We start from the raw sequence: 14,301 nt of genomic DNA, 5'->3' as shown, positions 1-14,301 counted from the left end.
ACTTTAGCAAATAAAATTTATAAGTTTTTTTATCCGAAAGATAAAGACACCCAAGATGACGAAAATTATTTTTAGTTATTATAAACGCCCTACTTTTAGGGCTTTTATGTTTAATACATATTAAAATCCTTTAAATTTTTACCCTCAAATCATAGTTTTTGTATATACGACTAAAAATATTTTTCGTTGCCTTATCTTTTTAAAACTCGCATAATTCTCACATCAAATCAATTTAAGCATATCAAGCTTGCAAGCATTTAGGCTTAACCATTTGAGAAAAATTACATATAAAAGGATTAAAAATGCAAAACAAAGCACTACTAAGCTCAAAAGAAACAGCAGAGCTTTTAGGCGTGGGAGTATCAACACTTTACAGATACAAGAAATTAAGCGATTTTCCGAAACCTATCTTTTTTACAAATGTTACAAAACGCTTTAAAAGAGATGAGATAGAAGCCTTTATTAACAAAAGACAAAACGAGGGCAGACCATTACCACAAGGGGGCGAAAGATGAAGCCCCTAAAACCAAAATATGACGATATGAGCGAAGAGGATTTTTACTTAGGCTTTATGCTAATAGTAAAAGAGCGTAACCCTAGCCTATCAAAAGCCATAAGCAACGACGAGATAAGCGAACAAACAAAGCAGGCGTTAGATGTAGCCCTTAGCTTTTACGATACATCGCTACAACTAGCAGGGGGCTTAAACAAACTAAAGGACAAAAACAAAAAGCTAATAAACGGCTTTTTTAAACAGCGCAAGAAAGGATAAAAAGATGAAACTTCAAATAACAACAGCTGGCAAAGGCGGAGCGATTATCGCTATTGAACCTAAAAAACTAAAAGAATTTACTAGCCATTTAAGAGCTTACGGCGTTTTGAGTGTGAAAGAAGCACCACAAGGGCTAATAAATATGGCTTACGACCTATTTTACATTAACAAAAACCCAAGAAAGCAGGTAAGAGAACTAACAGAACAAGGATGCAACGATGAAAGCAATAGTAGCATTTAATGATCTAAATTTAGAGATTTTAGAATATGGCGATACGTGGAGCTTATCTAATAAGCAAGTCTCAGACGGATTTGGCGTTAGCGAAAGCACCGTAAGAGAACAAAAGAGGACGGGCGAATACGTCGAGGGCGTGCATTTCTATCTGTCAGAAAATCTGACAGGTAACGCAAAGCAAACTTTTTGGACTAAAAAGGGCGTTATTACTTTGGGCTTTAAATTGCGCGAAACTCCACAGACGATTTTATTTCGAGACTGGGCGAGCGATTTTATCCTAAACAGCAGTAACCGCCCTTTGGATATTCAAAACGTCTTAGCAGACCCGCGCGTATTCGCACAACTGGCATTAAGATACGCAGACGAACAAGACAAAAACAAACAGCTAAAGCATAGGATAGAAGCTGACGCGCCTTATGTAGATTTCGCGCGAGCCGTTGAGGTTAGCAAGGGCGATATTAAAATAGGTGAATATGCGAAAATCCTTTGCAATAAAGATAAGAGCATAGACACGGGCGAGATACGCTTATTCGCTCTAATGCGCGAGCTGGGAATTTTGATGTCTAATAACGAACCTTTGCAAAAATATCTAAATATGGGCTATTTTAGGCGCAAACCGCAGACATTTACGAAGCCAAACGGCGAGCGAGGGCTAAGCCTCATCACTCTAATAACGCCAAAAGGTCAAGTAAAGTTAGCTAAAAAGCTAATCGAGGCTATAAAAGCTAAAAATACGCCTCGAATAAAGAGTTAATTAAAGAATTTTAGGGGCGGTCAAGCCGAGCAAGTTTAGCCGCCCTTTATTTAAAAGTTAATTTCAATGGATATTTTAGCAGAAGTTGAGAGCATTATCAACCCAGCCGAGAGTGGAATTCACATAGACACGATAAGGGCTACATTTTTCAAAAAAGCTATTACGCAAAAGACCCATAAAAAAAATTGATCTTTTAAAAAGCATAGCAAAGGCTTATGGCAAAAAATGGCAAAAGCTGGATAAGCAGACAGCAAAAGCCGTCAAGATAGAACGCCGTTTTGAGTTTCGAGATTATGAAATAGTTAATATTTATGCTCTTAGTGACTTGCCTATTTTTTACGCTACTTTAAAATCGTCAGGCAACGAACCACAAAAGGCGTTATTTGAAGTTTATGGGCTTAGGCAATATAACAAGACACCACCACCCAAAGAGTTAATAGCGGAGCTACTAGGCGTGATAAATAACGTTTCATCGCTTGACCTTTGTTTTGATAAGGATAGCCCCTTTAACCTTGAAGCCTTTTGCGATGAGGTTATTAGTTTTGAAAATACCAAGTATCTAAAAAACAACGATGTATTAACTAGAGTGTATTTTTATGACAAGGCAAAAAAGAATAATCTAAACTTGCCTATCTACCGAGCCGAAGCCGTAGTAAGCATAAATCCCAAAAGCAAAGATAATCCCTTGCCACTCAAGCAAAGGCTAAATTTACAACTCCCCTACGCCCTAGATGAGTTTAAATCCATACTAGACAAGACCACGAAAGAGTAAGACACAATCAAGCCCTACAAGTCAAAAGATAACAAAAGAGAGCTAAGAGCATAACCAGCCGAGATTTTGGCTCGTTACCTCAATGCAAGATGAATTTACTGCCCCTAATTTTTGGGCGAGTGAAGCCCTTATTTTATGCGTTAGCCTATTTTTTGGCTTACGTATCAAAGCCCTTAAACGTGAGCTTTATCCGTCCCCTTAAAATTAAGGACACGATCCGACCCCTAAAAATAGGCTATCCGTCCAACTAGCTCTAACAATGAAACCCAAATAACCCTATTATCAACGCTTGAGCCTTGCAAGTGAAACGTAAAAGCTCCATACGTTAAACGTAGCCAGCTTTAAAAGATGACCTAAGTTTAATTTAGGGCATCGTTTCAGAAAAAACTGGAACGATGACAGCAAGGGGGTGAAAAAAATACCCCCTCCTTACAAAAGGGGGCAGGTTATCCACAAAAAAAAGGAAAACCTAGTAAAAAAATTGATTTCACAAAAAAATGAAAACGGCTTTTAACCTTAAGCCAAAACAGCCCTTTTTTTGCTTGCTTAAGGTTTCATAAAAAAGGATACTGCAGAAAATATCACTCGCTATCATTTTTTTAGCGTTTTTCGTCTATCTTTTAAAATCAAAAATCAAAGCCAGCACCGCAGGGCTAGAGCTTAGCACGCAAGCCACGCACGAGCGAAAATCGCAATTTAAGAAAAGCAACGTATAGTGTGCCCTAGTAAAACTACCCTACAATGACCTTTTTGTTACAAAAAATCTCCCCTTATCCTTAAGTGAAAAAATTAATTATTAAGAGGGCTAAAAATAATCGCGGTCGCGGTTAAAAAAAATCAGGGGTCGGCGGTTAAAAAAACGAGCGAGATAAACCAAAGTGGCAAAACTAGAAAGAGCGTAAAAGCCCTATTCTAAGCGTAATTTTGAGCTGGGTGAGTTAAATTCATACAGCTTAAAGGGGGTCAGTTGTGATGACACCCTAGAGGGTAATAAGTTAAATTTAGGTAGCTTTAGATGATGTCACAGCTGACACCCTAGAGGGTGACACGTGTAACGTTACATGTAACGGACGAACTCGTTACAAATAATATTAATCCTCTTGGTTTTCAGTGTAGGGCTTGACTACCTCAACGATTTTATCCATATCAAGCGACTTAATGTAATTTTCAAGCCAGCTTTTTACCCAATACGGATAACCTCGCCCATTAGTCCCCCAACTATTTACACCTTGATAGCTTGTTTCTAAAATTTCTGCTAATTGTTTTTTATTAAGCCCTGCACGTTTCATGAGCTCGTTAAATTCATCTCTATCCATTTTTAACCCTTTAAAAAATATGCGTTAGCATATTAAATAACTAATTAAAAAATGCTTATGTATATTTTATTAAGTTTATTTTAAAGTGCATAAGCATATAATTTATAAAATATTTTAATGCTAATGCATATTTAAAGGAGTAAGAAAGATGTTAATTTTAACCAACCCAAACCAAACACCAAGCAAGGAGAAATACAACAAGTTAATCAAAATGACAGCTGGCAACGTAGAGCTAACCGATGAGGTGCTTTATTGTGTCGGATATGATATTTTTTGCAGCAATATTGTCGCCTTAAAAGAGATAGAGAGCAAGCGAGAAACTATCCAGGAGCTAAAAGCAAAGTGTGAGAAACTGACTATCTATTACGTAGCCTTGTGCGATGAAATCGACGAGCTAAAAAGAGAAAACGCAGAGCTAAAAAACAAACTATCACTAAAGGAGCAAAAATGAAGTTAGTTTTTAACGAAATCAATAAGAATTTTGAGTTAGGCATTGAAATAACTTGCGTATTAGGACAAGTATCAACGTTAATGCTGGCACTAGCAAATAAACACGAGAGTATTGACGACAAGGAGAGGCTAAACGCTACTTATCTACTAAGTGGCATTTTGCTCGATATTGCCTCAACGCTTGATGATTATGCACTAAAAGACACAAAAGCGACTAAGGAGCAAAGAAAATGACGGCCAAGAGATACGTAAGACTATACGAGCTTGAAAAGGCTCGAAGCTTTGATGAGCTAATAAGCACACTAGAGCAAAGCGAAAACCTCAGCAAAAGAAAAGCCATTTATCAAGCAGGTGCTAAGGCGTGGCTATTCGTAGATTATTACATTAACGAGCTAAGGCACGCAGAAGCACAATTGAAGCACTTAAAAAGACAGCTTGACCGCCTAAGCCCTAGCGATAAAAGCAAAGAGGACTTTAACAAAAATAATCCCCTAGAAGCCAAAGGGATTTTTAAATGGCATAAGCCCTTAAAAGGTGCGAGCTTACAAAACGATATGCAAGCAAGCTAATATAATCTAAGGGGGCGAGGCTAGCCCCTATTTACTCCACGAGAGGATAAACAGCCTTTTTCGTAAAATACTGAAAAAATCAAAAAGGCTAAATCAATGCTACCAAAAGAGTTAAACACGCTAGAAACCTTTTTCAAAATCCTTGATAAGTTTTACCCAGACTGGGAGAAGCGAGCAGACGATTATTACTTAACCGAAATAGCCTTTTTAATCCTAAAAGTATTTAACAGCCCATACACGGACGAAACTATTATTAACAATTTACGAGTTATGAACGTAAGTAAATACGATAAAGAGCTAGCCAAAATTTACGCTTTGCCGCTAGAGGCTTACAAGTGGATTATGACAAATAGAATGAAGCCAGACAGAGCAAAGGCGAGCGTAAAACGATATGTAAAAAATGCGATACAAAATCCAAATTGCGAATACGAAAAATCCATTTTGCAAAAATGCGAAATGGAGCAAGTTAAAATGCAAAAAAACGATGTATAAAGGAGCAACAATGGCAAAAGTAACAGACAAGATTAGAGAAAAAATATTAGCGGATTTTCATACTGGATTTTTTTCGATTAGGCAAATAGCAGAAAGGGCAGGAGTCAGCCACGTGGCAGTGCATAAGATAGTTAAGGGCTTAACACCAAAATTTAAAGAAAAAATTAACGCCGAAGTAGCCTTTAAAGCGGAGTTAGCAGACGAAAATTTACAACAAATTAACAGCGTAAATGAGGTAATAAGTGAGGCTACAAAACACCTTATCTTTTTTCAAAATGCAGCATTAACAAATCAAAAAAGAGCTAATGAAATGCTAAAAACCGCCAAAACAATAGGCGATATTGAAGCTCATAGCAGGATAACCGCGCGCAATAAAGAGACCATACTAGGCAAAGAGCCACAAACGATTATTAACAATAACAATACACAGCAAAACCAAAAGCCAGAGCTAGATTTATCAGGGTTAAGTAATGATGAACTCGAAACACTTGACGCAATACTCTCAAAAGCAAATTAAAAACGAGCTGGCAAGACGTAGCCTAATCCGTTTTGTAACTGAGATTAACCCTAACTATCAGGTCGGCTGGTTTAACAAAGAAATTGCAAATAAGCTAGAGCGATTTTATCTTAACGTAATGGAGGGTAAGCAACCTCGCCTAATGATATTTGCTCCGCCTAGAAGTGGTAAAAGTGAGTTATTTAGTAGGGCTTTTCCAGCGTGGGCTTTTGGCAAAAACCCAAATTTGCAAATAATCGCCAGCTCTTATTCAAGCGATTTAAGTACAAGAATGAATAGGGACGTGCAGCGTATTATGATGAGTGAAAAATATGAGGAAATTTTCCCAGAAACAAAGCTAAACTCCAAACGTGTCGTAACCGTAACGCAAAACGCCCTTAGAAATAGCGAAATATTTGAGATTGTAGGACACACAGGCGCGTATAGGAGCGCAGGCGTAGGCGGAGGTATTACTGGCATGGGTGCAGATATTTCCATTATTGACGACCCTATCAAGGACGCAGCAGAAGCAAATAGTGCAACTTTTAGAGATAGAGTGTGGGACTGGTATGTTACAACCCTTTATACAAGACTAAGCCCTAAGAGTGGCATATTATTAGGTATGACAAGGTGGCATGAGGACGATTTAGCAGGGCGATTAATTCAAGAAGCTCAAAAAGAGGGCGATAAATGGGAGATTTTATCTTTTCCAGCAATAGCCGAATACGACGAGGAGCACCGAAAAGAGGGAGAGGCATTACACCCAGAAAGATACGATTTAAATAGACTATTAAAAATAAAAAGTGCCTTAGGCTCTTATGCGTGGAACGCCCTTTATCAACAGCACCCAAGCACTAAGGGCGGAGATATTATACAAGGGGCGTGGTTTGGTCGTTATGATGTAGCACCAAAAATTAAGCGTGTAGGCGTTTTTATGGATACAGCCCAAAAGACTGGCGAGCAAAACGATTACAGCGTTTTATTATTAGCTGGCTTAGGTTACGACAACGCCATTTATCTACTAGACCTAAAACGTGGCAAATGGGACGCAGTAGAGCTTGAAAATACTACTAAAGATTTTTTTGCCAAGCATAGATCAACATATAACGGACTAATGTTTTACATAGAGGACAAATCAAGCGGAACAGGGCTAATACAAAAGATAAAACGTGAAAACAATATCCCAGTAAGAGCCGTAACACCACAAAAGGATAAATACACTAGAGTTTTAGACGTTGTAGGCTACATTGAAAGCGGATATGTAAATTTGCCTAGTGTTGCAGCGTGGGTTAGTGATTTTGTAGATGAGTGCGAGAAATTTACCGCCGATAATAGCCACTTGCACGACGACCAAGTCGATACGCTTACAATGGCAATTAGTGAGTTTAAAAATAAGCCTAGTGGTATTTGGGGGCATATTTCAGACTAAATTTTAACAATACAAGCTAAAATAATCAAAAGAAAGGGTTACAAATGCAGACATTAACCATACAAGCAGACGAAGCATTAATAAGCCAAATAGTAGCGATAAGCAAGGCTCTAGCTAATACGACTAATCAAAAGCTAATTATCGATGAGGATTATCCGATTTACGACGACGGCAAGACGATGGAGCAAAGGATAGCCGATTATGAAGCGGACGTTGAGGCTATCAGACGTGGAGAGCTTGAAACCTATCCACTAGAAACGTTAAAAGCCGAGATGGAAAAATGGTAATTAGACGCACAGCACGCTTTAACCTCGAATTAAAAGCAGTGTTTGATTTTATCGCAAAAGATAATCCAAACAGGGCGCGAGAATTTAGAAACGAACTTATCGTAAAGATAGAACGCACGGCACAGACACCTTTTATTTGCCGCAAGTCTATTAATTTTAACGATAAGAGCATTCGCGACTTGATTTTTAAAGGTTATGTGATACCTTACTTGATAGATGATGAGGTTATTTACGTGCTAGGCATTTACAAGGCTAACGAGTGGGGAGCGTGAAACGTATAAAAGCGATAATGTTTCACAAAATAACCTTAATTAAGTTTTCGAGCAAAAAAGAGATGAAAACTAATTTTTCTTAAGCCAAAACGACCACTTTAAGCGTCCGAAACTTAAACCATTTAACTTTACTACTTTACAATCCCCTATTTTAGGCACTTACAATTATTTTGTATTGAAAACTAAACTTTTCATAACCAAAAATTTAATCACTTGAACCTTAAAAGCTCGAATGTAAGTTTGAGTGTAAAAAATCTTGCTTTTAATTTTCTAAAAATACGATAATAACGGACTTTAAAGCTAAAATCATTTTTCGCTTAACTCCACCATGATTTTACTCTCTTTTTTGTTTACAAATATTTTCACCTTTTTCATGAAATTTTACGTCAAATATATGTAAAAATTTAGAATTCTTTCGCTACATTAACAAAATGCAAAATTTAAAACAATATGTAAATGAAATTTTAAAAAATCACTATGATGAGCGTGTATTTAGCTTTGAATTTGATGGGCAAAAATTTTGGTTAAAACGCATTGAAAAAACCATTAATGGCAGCTTTTTAACTAAAATTTTTAAACCAAACCCTTATAAGTCATTTGCTGCCGAGATAAAAAAACTTGAAATTTTAAACGAAGCAAATGCTCCTGCGCCAAAACTCGTGCTAAAAAGTGATGATTTTTTCGTTATAGAAGATGTTGGCGAGCCAGTTGCTAGGCTGTTTAAATATAGCACCGATGAAAAATTTAAGCATGAAATTTTACTAAAAGCAGCCCGCGCACTAGCTGGACTTCACACGCTAAATTTTGCACACGGACGCCCAGCACTCAGGGATATCGCCATAAAAAATGACGAGATAAAATTTCTAGATTTTGAGTCAAAATTTTTTAGCAAAGACTTGGAGCTTCAAAAGTGCCGTGACCTACTAGTTTTCATCCACGAGCTCTACCGACAAAAAATTTCAAACGAACTTGTAAAAGAGGTGATAGATGAGTACATTAATGCTAATGGCGACGAAATTTACGAGCACTCTTTGCGCTTAATAGTAAAATTTAAGTCATTTTTCTACCTGCTAAGGCCGTTTAAATTTTTAGATAAAAAGGATCTAAATGCGGCTATTTCAACATTTGAGCTTCTTTTGCCAGCCGCAAAATCCAAAATCACATCCAGATAACTAAAAAATAATCTTCTAAATTTTATCTCTGCTTAACAAAAAATAAATTAATATTCGTTATTAAAATCTAAAAGGAGATATATGCTTTTTAAGCGTAACAAAATCATTTTCAACATCCACCTAATAATCGGTCTAATCGCTGCCATACCGCTACTTATCATGACGCTTGCAGCGCCATTTGCCTCTTACAGAGAAGAGATAAAATCTGTGATAAATGAAAAATATATAAATTTAGCACCTAGCGAAAAGCCGAATTTAAGCTTAAGCGAGATCCTCGCCAAGGCAAAAGACGAGATCAAATTTGACACGCTTGAAAACGTGCAAATCGGCGGCGAAAACAAAGCTTATAGCATCAGCGTCACCAAAGACAAAAAACTCCGAAATTTCTTTGTCGATCCCCGCACCGGCGAAGTGATCAGCGAAGACTTGGGCGAGAAAACTCGCATGATAATACTAAGCCTGCATAGAAATTTAGGCCTTGCCCTGCTTAACGACAAAGTATCAGCCAACATCGGCAAGCAAATAGTCGCCATTAGCTCCATCATCATGGCGCTTCTTGCCATCAGCGGCCTCATCCTCTACGCACCAGCGATCAAGCGAAATTTACTAAATTCACTAAAGATCAAAACAAACGCAAAGGGCTACGCCTGCTTTTACAACCTCCACACGAGCCTTGGCACCTACGTGGCGATCCTGCTTGTCGTGATGTCGCTAACTGGTCTTTACTGGTCTTATGGCTGGGTGCGAAGCAGCGTAAATAGCATATTTTTCGACCTAAAACCAAGCGAGATGAAAAAATCAGCACCGCAGCGAAATTTGATCCCGATAAGTGATGAGAAATTTAAAGAGATCGAGTCTGCAGAGCAAATTTTTAAAGAAAATATCACGCTAGAGCTAAAATCACTCACGATAAACGTGCCTGAAAATAACCAAAGCACCTACACCATAAACTACGAAACAGCCGAGAGTCAGGTAGGCAAGCTAAAGCTTGACGCAAGCGCTGGCAAGATAAAAGAAAATAAGCTTGTTAGCAAGGCTGAAAGCATCCCAGAGGCTAAAAAGGCTGGCCGCAAAGTGCTTAGTGTGCATACTGGAGAGATCTTTGGCGAGATCGGTCAGGTCGTCTTTGCCATCTCTTGCGTGATCACCGTTTTACTCATAATAACTGGCTTTTTGATGACCATAAAAAGGAGCAAAGCCGTCTAAATAAAAGTAAATTTTTACCTTGCTTTGGGTAAGATTTTAAGAAATTTTTACCACAAACAAGAGAGAAATTTATGAACAGAAAACGCATTTACAACCCAAGTTCAAATGAAAATTTGACCGACAGAAGAGTCTTTAACGGCAACCCACACGGCATTTTAAATTTCACCAAGGCAAAATACGAGTGGGCGTTAAAGCTTTGGGACCTCATGGAGGCAAACACTTGGTTTCCAAAAGAGGTCGATACAACAGACGACGTGCGCGACTACGCCTACAACCTCACAGAGGCCGAAAAGCGCATGTACGACCTAGTTTGGAGCCAGCTCATCTCGATGGATAGCTTCCAGACAAACAACCTAGCTGACAACATCAACCCCTACATCACCGCACCAGAGATCAACGCCGTGCTAAGCCGCCAAGCCTACGAAGAGGCAAACCACAGCAAGTCTTACGCTGTCATGGTCGAGGCGATCTGTGACAACACCGACCTCATCTACGAGATGGAGAAGCACGACGACGTATTGCGCGAGAAAAACGACTACATCTCAAGCGTCTATGAGGAGCTTGCAGGCGAAGTGACTGACGAGAAGCTGCTTCTTGCGATGGTGGCAAACCAAATTTTAGAGGGCATCTACTTTTACAGCGGCTTTACGGCAATCTATGCTCTAGCTCGCGCTGGCAAGATGCTAGGCTCAGCACAGATGATCCGCTTCATCCAACGTGACGAGATCACGCACCTGCTTTTGTTTCAAAACATGATAAATTCAGTCCGAAAGGAAAGGCCTGACCTTTTCACGCCTGAGACTGAGGCGAAAATTTATGATATGTTTGAAAAAGCTGGAAATTTAGAGATAAAATGGGGCAAATACATCACCCAAAACCAAATAATGGGCTTTACTGACGATATAATCGAGCAGTATATCCACTATCTCATCGACCAGCGCCTAGTTGCGATCGGTTTAAAACGCAAATACAACGTCGCTCATCCGATCAAATGGGTCGATGACTTTGCGAAATTTAACGACCAAAAGTCAAATTTCTTTGAAGCAAAGGTGACAAACTACAGCAAAGGAAGTATCAGCTTTGACGACTTTTAAAAATAGTATCTTATCCCTTGCCTGCGTGCTTTTGGCTGGGTGTGCGAGCAGTAGCCAAAGGATCGTTGACATGGCAAACCGAGATAATCTCGTAAATTTCCCCGCCCACAAACTTGTTAAAGTAAAAGAGACAAGCCAAGCGGAAGTCTATCAAGAGATGCCAAACGGCGAAATTGCACCAAGTTTCGCACCGCTAGGATCTGTTCTAGGAAATGACGTGATGCTTGACATAAACAAGCAGTGTGGCTTTGAGGCAAAAGACCTAAAAGAGATAAGAGTGGTCTTGCATGATGAGGCTAGAGGTCTTGGCTTCGAGGTCTGGATTTTTAACGACTCGCTCTCGCAGAGGGAAGACAAAACCACAGCTATAAGCGTTATTTTAAAAGCTACGCCAAACATCGGTGGCACGGATATAAACTACAAAATTCCAAAAGACTGCCATGATGAAAAACCTATGATATTTGTATTTGAAAAATAGATGAGCGAAAATTTAAACCTAATAAGTCTAACTTTAAAGGCAAAAAATACAACAGATCGCCTAGAGGAGCTTGCAAATTTAGTCGAGGCTGCACCTAAAAATTCGCTCCTGCTTGCAAGCGAGCTTTGCATCAGCGGCTATGATTTCGACGGCTTTTTTGCTGGGGCGAACAAAGCTATGCTTGGTGGCATGATAGGCAGCTTTGATGCGATGCTGCTTGAGCGCTTGCAAGAGGTGCTTAGCCCAGATAAATTTCTAGGTTTTACGCACCTTAGCAGCCTAAACAAAAGCGCAGGGCTCGCTCAAATTTCAAATCTAAATCCGCACCAACCAAAAATTTATAACGAATTTTTACTTCTTAACTCAAATAACGTCTTTCATTCGCAGTTTAAGGCTGAGCTTTTTAGGCCAAATTTAGAACACGAGATCTTTGCCGCTGGTGAGGTGAGCGATATAAATGCTTTTACCTTTAAAGGGCTAAAGCTTGGCGTTCTGATATGCTTTGAGCTGCGTGATAGCAGACTTTGGGCAAAGCTAAAGGGATGTGACATCATCATGGTGCCAGCCATGTGGGGCAAGGCTAGAGAGGAAGCCTACCTTAGCCTTTGCAAGGCACTTGCGATCGCAAATAACTGCTACGTCATGATCTCAAGCTCACTAGATCTTGAAGTCGCCGGGGTCTTTTTGCCAGATGGCACGCTAGAAGCAAGCGCGGTTTTTGACGCAAATTTGATAGCGCAGATAAAGAAAAATTTAGGGCTTTTATAAATTTTAAGATAAGCTTTAAATCGTATAATAGCGATTTAAAATTTGTTTAGGATAGAAATTTTGACCCAATTAGAAGCGATAAAATGCCAAAATTTAGCTAGCGACATAGCCGATGAGATCACGCTCAGTCCGCTTTTGTATGACGCGATATCAACAACCGAGCGTGAAATTTTCGTGCCTATCCCTGCACATGCTTACAAGCTTGACGCGCAGCCGATACTGGGCAATCAGTGGATCAGCTCGCCGCTAACTGTGGCAAAGATGACGATGGCGCTAGAGTGCGAAAACGTGGATAACATCCTAGAAATAGGCTGTGGCAGCGGCTATCAAGCAGCGATATTAAGCAAGCTCGCACATAGAATTTTTAGCGTCGAACGCATAGAAAAGCTAGCCATGGAGGCAAAAAAACGCTTCGAGACGTTAAAGATCAAAAACGTGCACGTAAGATATGATGATGGCAACAACGGCTGGCGAAGCTACGCGCCGTTTGATAGAATTTTACTCTCGGCTGCTGCTGATGAGATCTCACCAAATTTATTTAGCCAGCTAAAAAATGGCGGCATCTTGGTCGCTCCGATGAAAAAGGATGGCAAGCAGTTTATCGCTAAATTTAGAAAAGACGAGAGTGGAAATTTAGAAAAAGAGTTTTTAGACGAGTGCCTTTTTGTGCCACTTCTTGAAGGCAGAGAGTAGAGGCTTTACCTCTACAACTACCACCTAACCAGCCACTCGCCGCTAGGGTGCTGCGTAAATATAATATCATCAAATTTTGCTACCTCTTCGCCATCTGCTGTGATAAATGTAACGCTAAAACTAAATGCGTTTTTGGCGATAAATTTCACATTTTCTATACTCAAGATATCGACGCTGTCGCTATAAGTGCCACTAGCCCTTTTAAAATGGCTATCATCTCTTCGTAGCGCAGGTGCCATTGTGCCACCTTCCATAAATTTATCATTTTTATTAGCCTTATAGCATGCCATATTTGCTAAAAATTCCTGCATCCTAGGCTTTGCGCTATCAAATTTGGCTTGATACTCTTTTGCTACCTTGATGCTCGAAATAGCACCTGGTACCGTCTGGCCAACTAAATTTCTACTTTTTGTTAGCGTTGGCTCGCTTAGTGGTTCGCAAAAGGCAAAGCTACTAAAAACGGCACAGAGCACAATGGCAAGAAGCGATTTTGTTTTCATTTTTCTCCTTTTTAGATAAGAGTCATTCTACCTCGCATCACTTAAAGGTTGCATAAGTTATAAATTTAAGATCAAATTTGAGTTTTTTGGGAGGGGCAAAGCCTAAGCCTTGCCATAAATTTAGAATTTATAAGTGTAACCTGTGTAAATTCCAACACTTGTATCTCTTAGCTGAGCGCCGCTATTTTTCTTATAAAATGTCTTATCAGCCTTTAAACCAAACTCAAGCGCGTTATGAGCGTCAAATGAGTAGATACCGCCTGCTTTTGCGCCAACTAGCAAACCTTTGAAATTTTTCTTGCTAGTTTCGTTTTCAAATCTCTCTCTAACGCTTAAATAACCAAGGCCAGCGTATCCGCCAAGTACAGCTTTAAAATTTTCAGTGATATTTGGAGTGTAGTCAGCGCCGGCTAAAAGCTTGTGCTTGCTCCATTTTGCGTCTGACTCGCCAGCATTTTTTCTAGCCTTAAAGTCGTAGTAGTAGCCGCCATACGCTCTATACCTATCAAAATCATAACCACCATAAAAGCCAAGTCCGTAATGACC

At 39.3% G+C, this 14,301-nt stretch carries 23 protein-coding genes; 20 read left to right on the top strand and 3 right to left on the bottom strand.

Annotation, left to right across the window (positions count from 1 at the left end; translation table 11 throughout):
* Window positions 1–302: 302 nt before the first annotated feature.
* The 6 genes from Q0296_RS09315 (at window position 303) to Q0296_RS09290 (ending at window position 2,533) form a co-directional block, all read left to right on the top strand.
* Window positions 303–515 (top strand): helix-turn-helix domain-containing protein, encoded by a 213-nt coding sequence (locus Q0296_RS09315; RefSeq protein WP_298039767.1) that lies wholly within the window; start codon window positions 303–305, stop codon window positions 513–515.
* A complete protein-coding gene (locus Q0296_RS09310) occupies window positions 512–772 on the top strand; it encodes a hypothetical protein (protein ID WP_298039765.1) in 261 nt (86 codons plus the stop codon). The genes Q0296_RS09315 and Q0296_RS09310 overlap by 4 nt, the downstream gene beginning before the upstream one ends.
* 4 nt (window positions 773–776) lie before the next feature.
* On the top strand, window positions 777–1,013 hold the full coding sequence (locus tag Q0296_RS09305) for a hypothetical protein (protein ID WP_298039763.1): 237 nt from the start codon (window positions 777–779) through the stop codon (window positions 1,011–1,013).
* Window positions 991–1,761 carry a phage antirepressor KilAC domain-containing protein gene (locus tag Q0296_RS09300; RefSeq protein ID WP_298039760.1) on the top strand — a complete coding sequence of 257 codons (771 nt, stop codon included), beginning with the start codon at window positions 991–993 and terminating at the stop codon, window positions 1,759–1,761. The genes Q0296_RS09305 and Q0296_RS09300 overlap by 23 nt, the downstream gene beginning before the upstream one ends.
* A 66-nt stretch (window positions 1,762–1,827) precedes the next feature.
* Window positions 1,828–1,950, top strand: a complete 123-nt coding sequence (locus Q0296_RS09295) for a hypothetical protein (protein ID WP_298039757.1) — start codon at window positions 1,828–1,830, stop codon at window positions 1,948–1,950.
* Between the two features lie 136 nt (window positions 1,951–2,086).
* Window positions 2,087–2,533 (top strand): hypothetical protein, encoded by a 447-nt coding sequence (locus tag Q0296_RS09290; protein ID WP_298039754.1) that lies wholly within the window; start codon window positions 2,087–2,089, stop codon window positions 2,531–2,533.
* Between the two features lie 1,091 nt (window positions 2,534–3,624).
* Here the strand turns inward: Q0296_RS09290 and Q0296_RS09285 are convergent.
* A complete protein-coding gene (locus tag Q0296_RS09285; protein ID WP_298039751.1) occupies window positions 3,625–3,849 on the bottom strand; it encodes an XRE family transcriptional regulator in 225 nt (74 codons plus the stop codon).
* 148 nt (window positions 3,850–3,997) lie between these two features.
* Here Q0296_RS09285 and Q0296_RS09280 point away from each other — a divergent pair, with 148 nt between their 5' ends.
* From Q0296_RS09280 to Q0296_RS09215, 14 genes are all read left to right on the top strand, one after another.
* Window positions 3,998–4,300 (top strand): hypothetical protein, encoded by a 303-nt coding sequence (locus tag Q0296_RS09280; RefSeq protein WP_298039749.1) that lies wholly within the window; start codon window positions 3,998–4,000, stop codon window positions 4,298–4,300.
* On the top strand, window positions 4,297–4,533 hold the full coding sequence (locus Q0296_RS09275) for a hypothetical protein (RefSeq protein ID WP_298039745.1): 237 nt from the start codon (window positions 4,297–4,299) through the stop codon (window positions 4,531–4,533). Before Q0296_RS09280 ends, Q0296_RS09275 begins: the two co-directional genes overlap by 4 nt.
* Window positions 4,530–4,868 carry a hypothetical protein gene (locus Q0296_RS09270; RefSeq protein ID WP_107790782.1) on the top strand — a complete coding sequence of 113 codons (339 nt, stop codon included), beginning with the start codon at window positions 4,530–4,532 and terminating at the stop codon, window positions 4,866–4,868. The genes Q0296_RS09275 and Q0296_RS09270 overlap by 4 nt, the downstream gene beginning before the upstream one ends.
* A gap of 96 nt (window positions 4,869–4,964) precedes the next feature.
* The gene (locus Q0296_RS09265; RefSeq protein ID WP_298039736.1) at window positions 4,965–5,360 is read left to right on the top strand and encodes a hypothetical protein; all 396 of its coding nucleotides are present in this window, start codon (window positions 4,965–4,967) and stop codon (window positions 5,358–5,360) included.
* Window positions 5,361–5,370: 10 nt separating this feature from the next.
* The gene (locus tag Q0296_RS09260; protein ID WP_298039733.1) at window positions 5,371–5,877 is read left to right on the top strand and encodes a hypothetical protein; all 507 of its coding nucleotides are present in this window, start codon (window positions 5,371–5,373) and stop codon (window positions 5,875–5,877) included.
* Window positions 5,831–7,285, top strand: a complete 1,455-nt coding sequence (gene terL / locus Q0296_RS09255; protein WP_298039730.1) for a phage terminase large subunit — start codon at window positions 5,831–5,833, stop codon at window positions 7,283–7,285. The genes Q0296_RS09260 and terL overlap by 47 nt, the downstream gene beginning before the upstream one ends.
* A gap of 44 nt (window positions 7,286–7,329) precedes the next feature.
* The gene (locus Q0296_RS09250; RefSeq protein WP_298039726.1) at window positions 7,330–7,572 is read left to right on the top strand and encodes a hypothetical protein; all 243 of its coding nucleotides are present in this window, start codon (window positions 7,330–7,332) and stop codon (window positions 7,570–7,572) included.
* Window positions 7,566–7,844: a type II toxin-antitoxin system RelE/ParE family toxin gene (locus Q0296_RS09245; RefSeq protein ID WP_298039723.1), complete on the top strand. Its 279-nt coding sequence runs from the start codon at window positions 7,566–7,568 to the stop codon at window positions 7,842–7,844. The genes Q0296_RS09250 and Q0296_RS09245 overlap by 7 nt, the downstream gene beginning before the upstream one ends.
* A 431-nt stretch (window positions 7,845–8,275) precedes the next feature.
* Complete coding sequence (locus Q0296_RS09240) at window positions 8,276–9,016, top strand: spore coat protein (protein WP_298039720.1); 741 nt, start codon at window positions 8,276–8,278, stop codon at window positions 9,014–9,016.
* A gap of 81 nt (window positions 9,017–9,097) precedes the next feature.
* The gene (locus Q0296_RS09235) at window positions 9,098–10,222 is read left to right on the top strand and encodes a PepSY domain-containing protein (RefSeq protein WP_298039717.1); all 1,125 of its coding nucleotides are present in this window, start codon (window positions 9,098–9,100) and stop codon (window positions 10,220–10,222) included.
* 71 nt (window positions 10,223–10,293) lie between these two features.
* The gene (locus Q0296_RS09230; protein WP_009494790.1) at window positions 10,294–11,316 is read left to right on the top strand and encodes a ribonucleotide-diphosphate reductase subunit beta; all 1,023 of its coding nucleotides are present in this window, start codon (window positions 10,294–10,296) and stop codon (window positions 11,314–11,316) included.
* The gene (locus tag Q0296_RS09225; protein ID WP_298039713.1) at window positions 11,303–11,794 is read left to right on the top strand and encodes a hypothetical protein; all 492 of its coding nucleotides are present in this window, start codon (window positions 11,303–11,305) and stop codon (window positions 11,792–11,794) included. Before Q0296_RS09230 ends, Q0296_RS09225 begins: the two co-directional genes overlap by 14 nt.
* Window positions 11,795–12,562, top strand: coding sequence for a carbon-nitrogen hydrolase family protein (locus tag Q0296_RS09220; protein ID WP_298039711.1), 768 nt, complete (start codon window positions 11,795–11,797; stop codon window positions 12,560–12,562).
* Window positions 12,563–12,622: 60 nt separating this feature from the next.
* Window positions 12,623–13,255 (top strand): protein-L-isoaspartate(D-aspartate) O-methyltransferase, encoded by a 633-nt coding sequence (locus Q0296_RS09215; protein ID WP_298039709.1) that lies wholly within the window; start codon window positions 12,623–12,625, stop codon window positions 13,253–13,255.
* A 17-nt stretch (window positions 13,256–13,272) separates the two neighbouring features.
* Here Q0296_RS09215 and Q0296_RS09210 read toward each other — a convergent pair whose 3' ends face one another.
* Both Q0296_RS09210 and Q0296_RS09205 read right to left on the bottom strand, forming a co-directional pair.
* On the bottom strand, window positions 13,273–13,755 hold the full coding sequence (locus tag Q0296_RS09210; protein ID WP_298039706.1) for a hypothetical protein: 483 nt from the start codon (window positions 13,753–13,755) through the stop codon (window positions 13,273–13,275).
* Between the two features lie 120 nt (window positions 13,756–13,875).
* Window positions 13,876–14,301: hypothetical protein (locus Q0296_RS09205; protein WP_298039704.1), on the bottom strand; the 426-nt coding region annotated here is incomplete at its 5' end.

Origin of the sequence: uncultured Campylobacter sp., assembly GCF_937890585.1 — a bacterium.
Lineage (GTDB): Bacteria > Campylobacterota > Campylobacteria > Campylobacterales > Campylobacteraceae > Campylobacter_A.
The sequence above is the reverse complement of the archived record's forward strand: the minus strand, read 5'-3'. Positions and strand labels throughout refer to the sequence as shown.

Bases quoted from the DNA above. Each gene is read 5' to 3' on its own strand.
- Q0296_RS09210 (WP_298039706.1), bottom strand. From the start codon at position 13,755: ATGAAAACAAAATCGCTTCTTGCCATTGTGCTCTGTGCCGTTTTTAGT.
- Q0296_RS09270 (WP_107790782.1), top strand. From the start codon at position 4,530: ATGACGGCCAAGAGATACGTAAGACTATACGAGCTTGAAAAGGCTCGA.
- Q0296_RS09280 (WP_298039749.1), top strand. From the start codon at position 3,998: ATGTTAATTTTAACCAACCCAAACCAAACACCAAGCAAGGAGAAATAC.
- Q0296_RS09235 (WP_298039717.1), top strand. From the start codon at position 9,098: ATGCTTTTTAAGCGTAACAAAATCATTTTCAACATCCACCTAATAATC.
- Q0296_RS09220 (WP_298039711.1), top strand. From the start codon at position 11,795: ATGAGCGAAAATTTAAACCTAATAAGTCTAACTTTAAAGGCAAAAAAT.
- Q0296_RS09305 (WP_298039763.1), top strand. From the start codon at position 777: ATGAAACTTCAAATAACAACAGCTGGCAAAGGCGGAGCGATTATCGCT.
- terL (WP_298039730.1), top strand. From the start codon at position 5,831: ATGATGAACTCGAAACACTTGACGCAATACTCTCAAAAGCAAATTAAA.
- Q0296_RS09245 (WP_298039723.1), top strand. From the start codon at position 7,566: ATGGTAATTAGACGCACAGCACGCTTTAACCTCGAATTAAAAGCAGTG.
- Q0296_RS09265 (WP_298039736.1), top strand. From the start codon at position 4,965: ATGCTACCAAAAGAGTTAAACACGCTAGAAACCTTTTTCAAAATCCTT.
- Q0296_RS09315 (WP_298039767.1), top strand. From the start codon at position 303: ATGCAAAACAAAGCACTACTAAGCTCAAAAGAAACAGCAGAGCTTTTA.
- Q0296_RS09230 (WP_009494790.1), top strand. From the start codon at position 10,294: ATGAACAGAAAACGCATTTACAACCCAAGTTCAAATGAAAATTTGACC.
- Q0296_RS09275 (WP_298039745.1), top strand. From the start codon at position 4,297: ATGAAGTTAGTTTTTAACGAAATCAATAAGAATTTTGAGTTAGGCATT.
- Q0296_RS09260 (WP_298039733.1), top strand. From the start codon at position 5,371: ATGGCAAAAGTAACAGACAAGATTAGAGAAAAAATATTAGCGGATTTT.
- Q0296_RS09300 (WP_298039760.1), top strand. From the start codon at position 991: ATGAAAGCAATAGTAGCATTTAATGATCTAAATTTAGAGATTTTAGAA.
- Q0296_RS09250 (WP_298039726.1), top strand. From the start codon at position 7,330: ATGCAGACATTAACCATACAAGCAGACGAAGCATTAATAAGCCAAATA.
- Q0296_RS09310 (WP_298039765.1), top strand. From the start codon at position 512: ATGAAGCCCCTAAAACCAAAATATGACGATATGAGCGAAGAGGATTTT.
- Q0296_RS09285 (WP_298039751.1), bottom strand. From the start codon at position 3,849: ATGGATAGAGATGAATTTAACGAGCTCATGAAACGTGCAGGGCTTAAT.
- Q0296_RS09240 (WP_298039720.1), top strand. From the start codon at position 8,276: ATGCAAAATTTAAAACAATATGTAAATGAAATTTTAAAAAATCACTAT.
- Q0296_RS09295 (WP_298039757.1), top strand. From the start codon at position 1,828: ATGGATATTTTAGCAGAAGTTGAGAGCATTATCAACCCAGCCGAGAGT.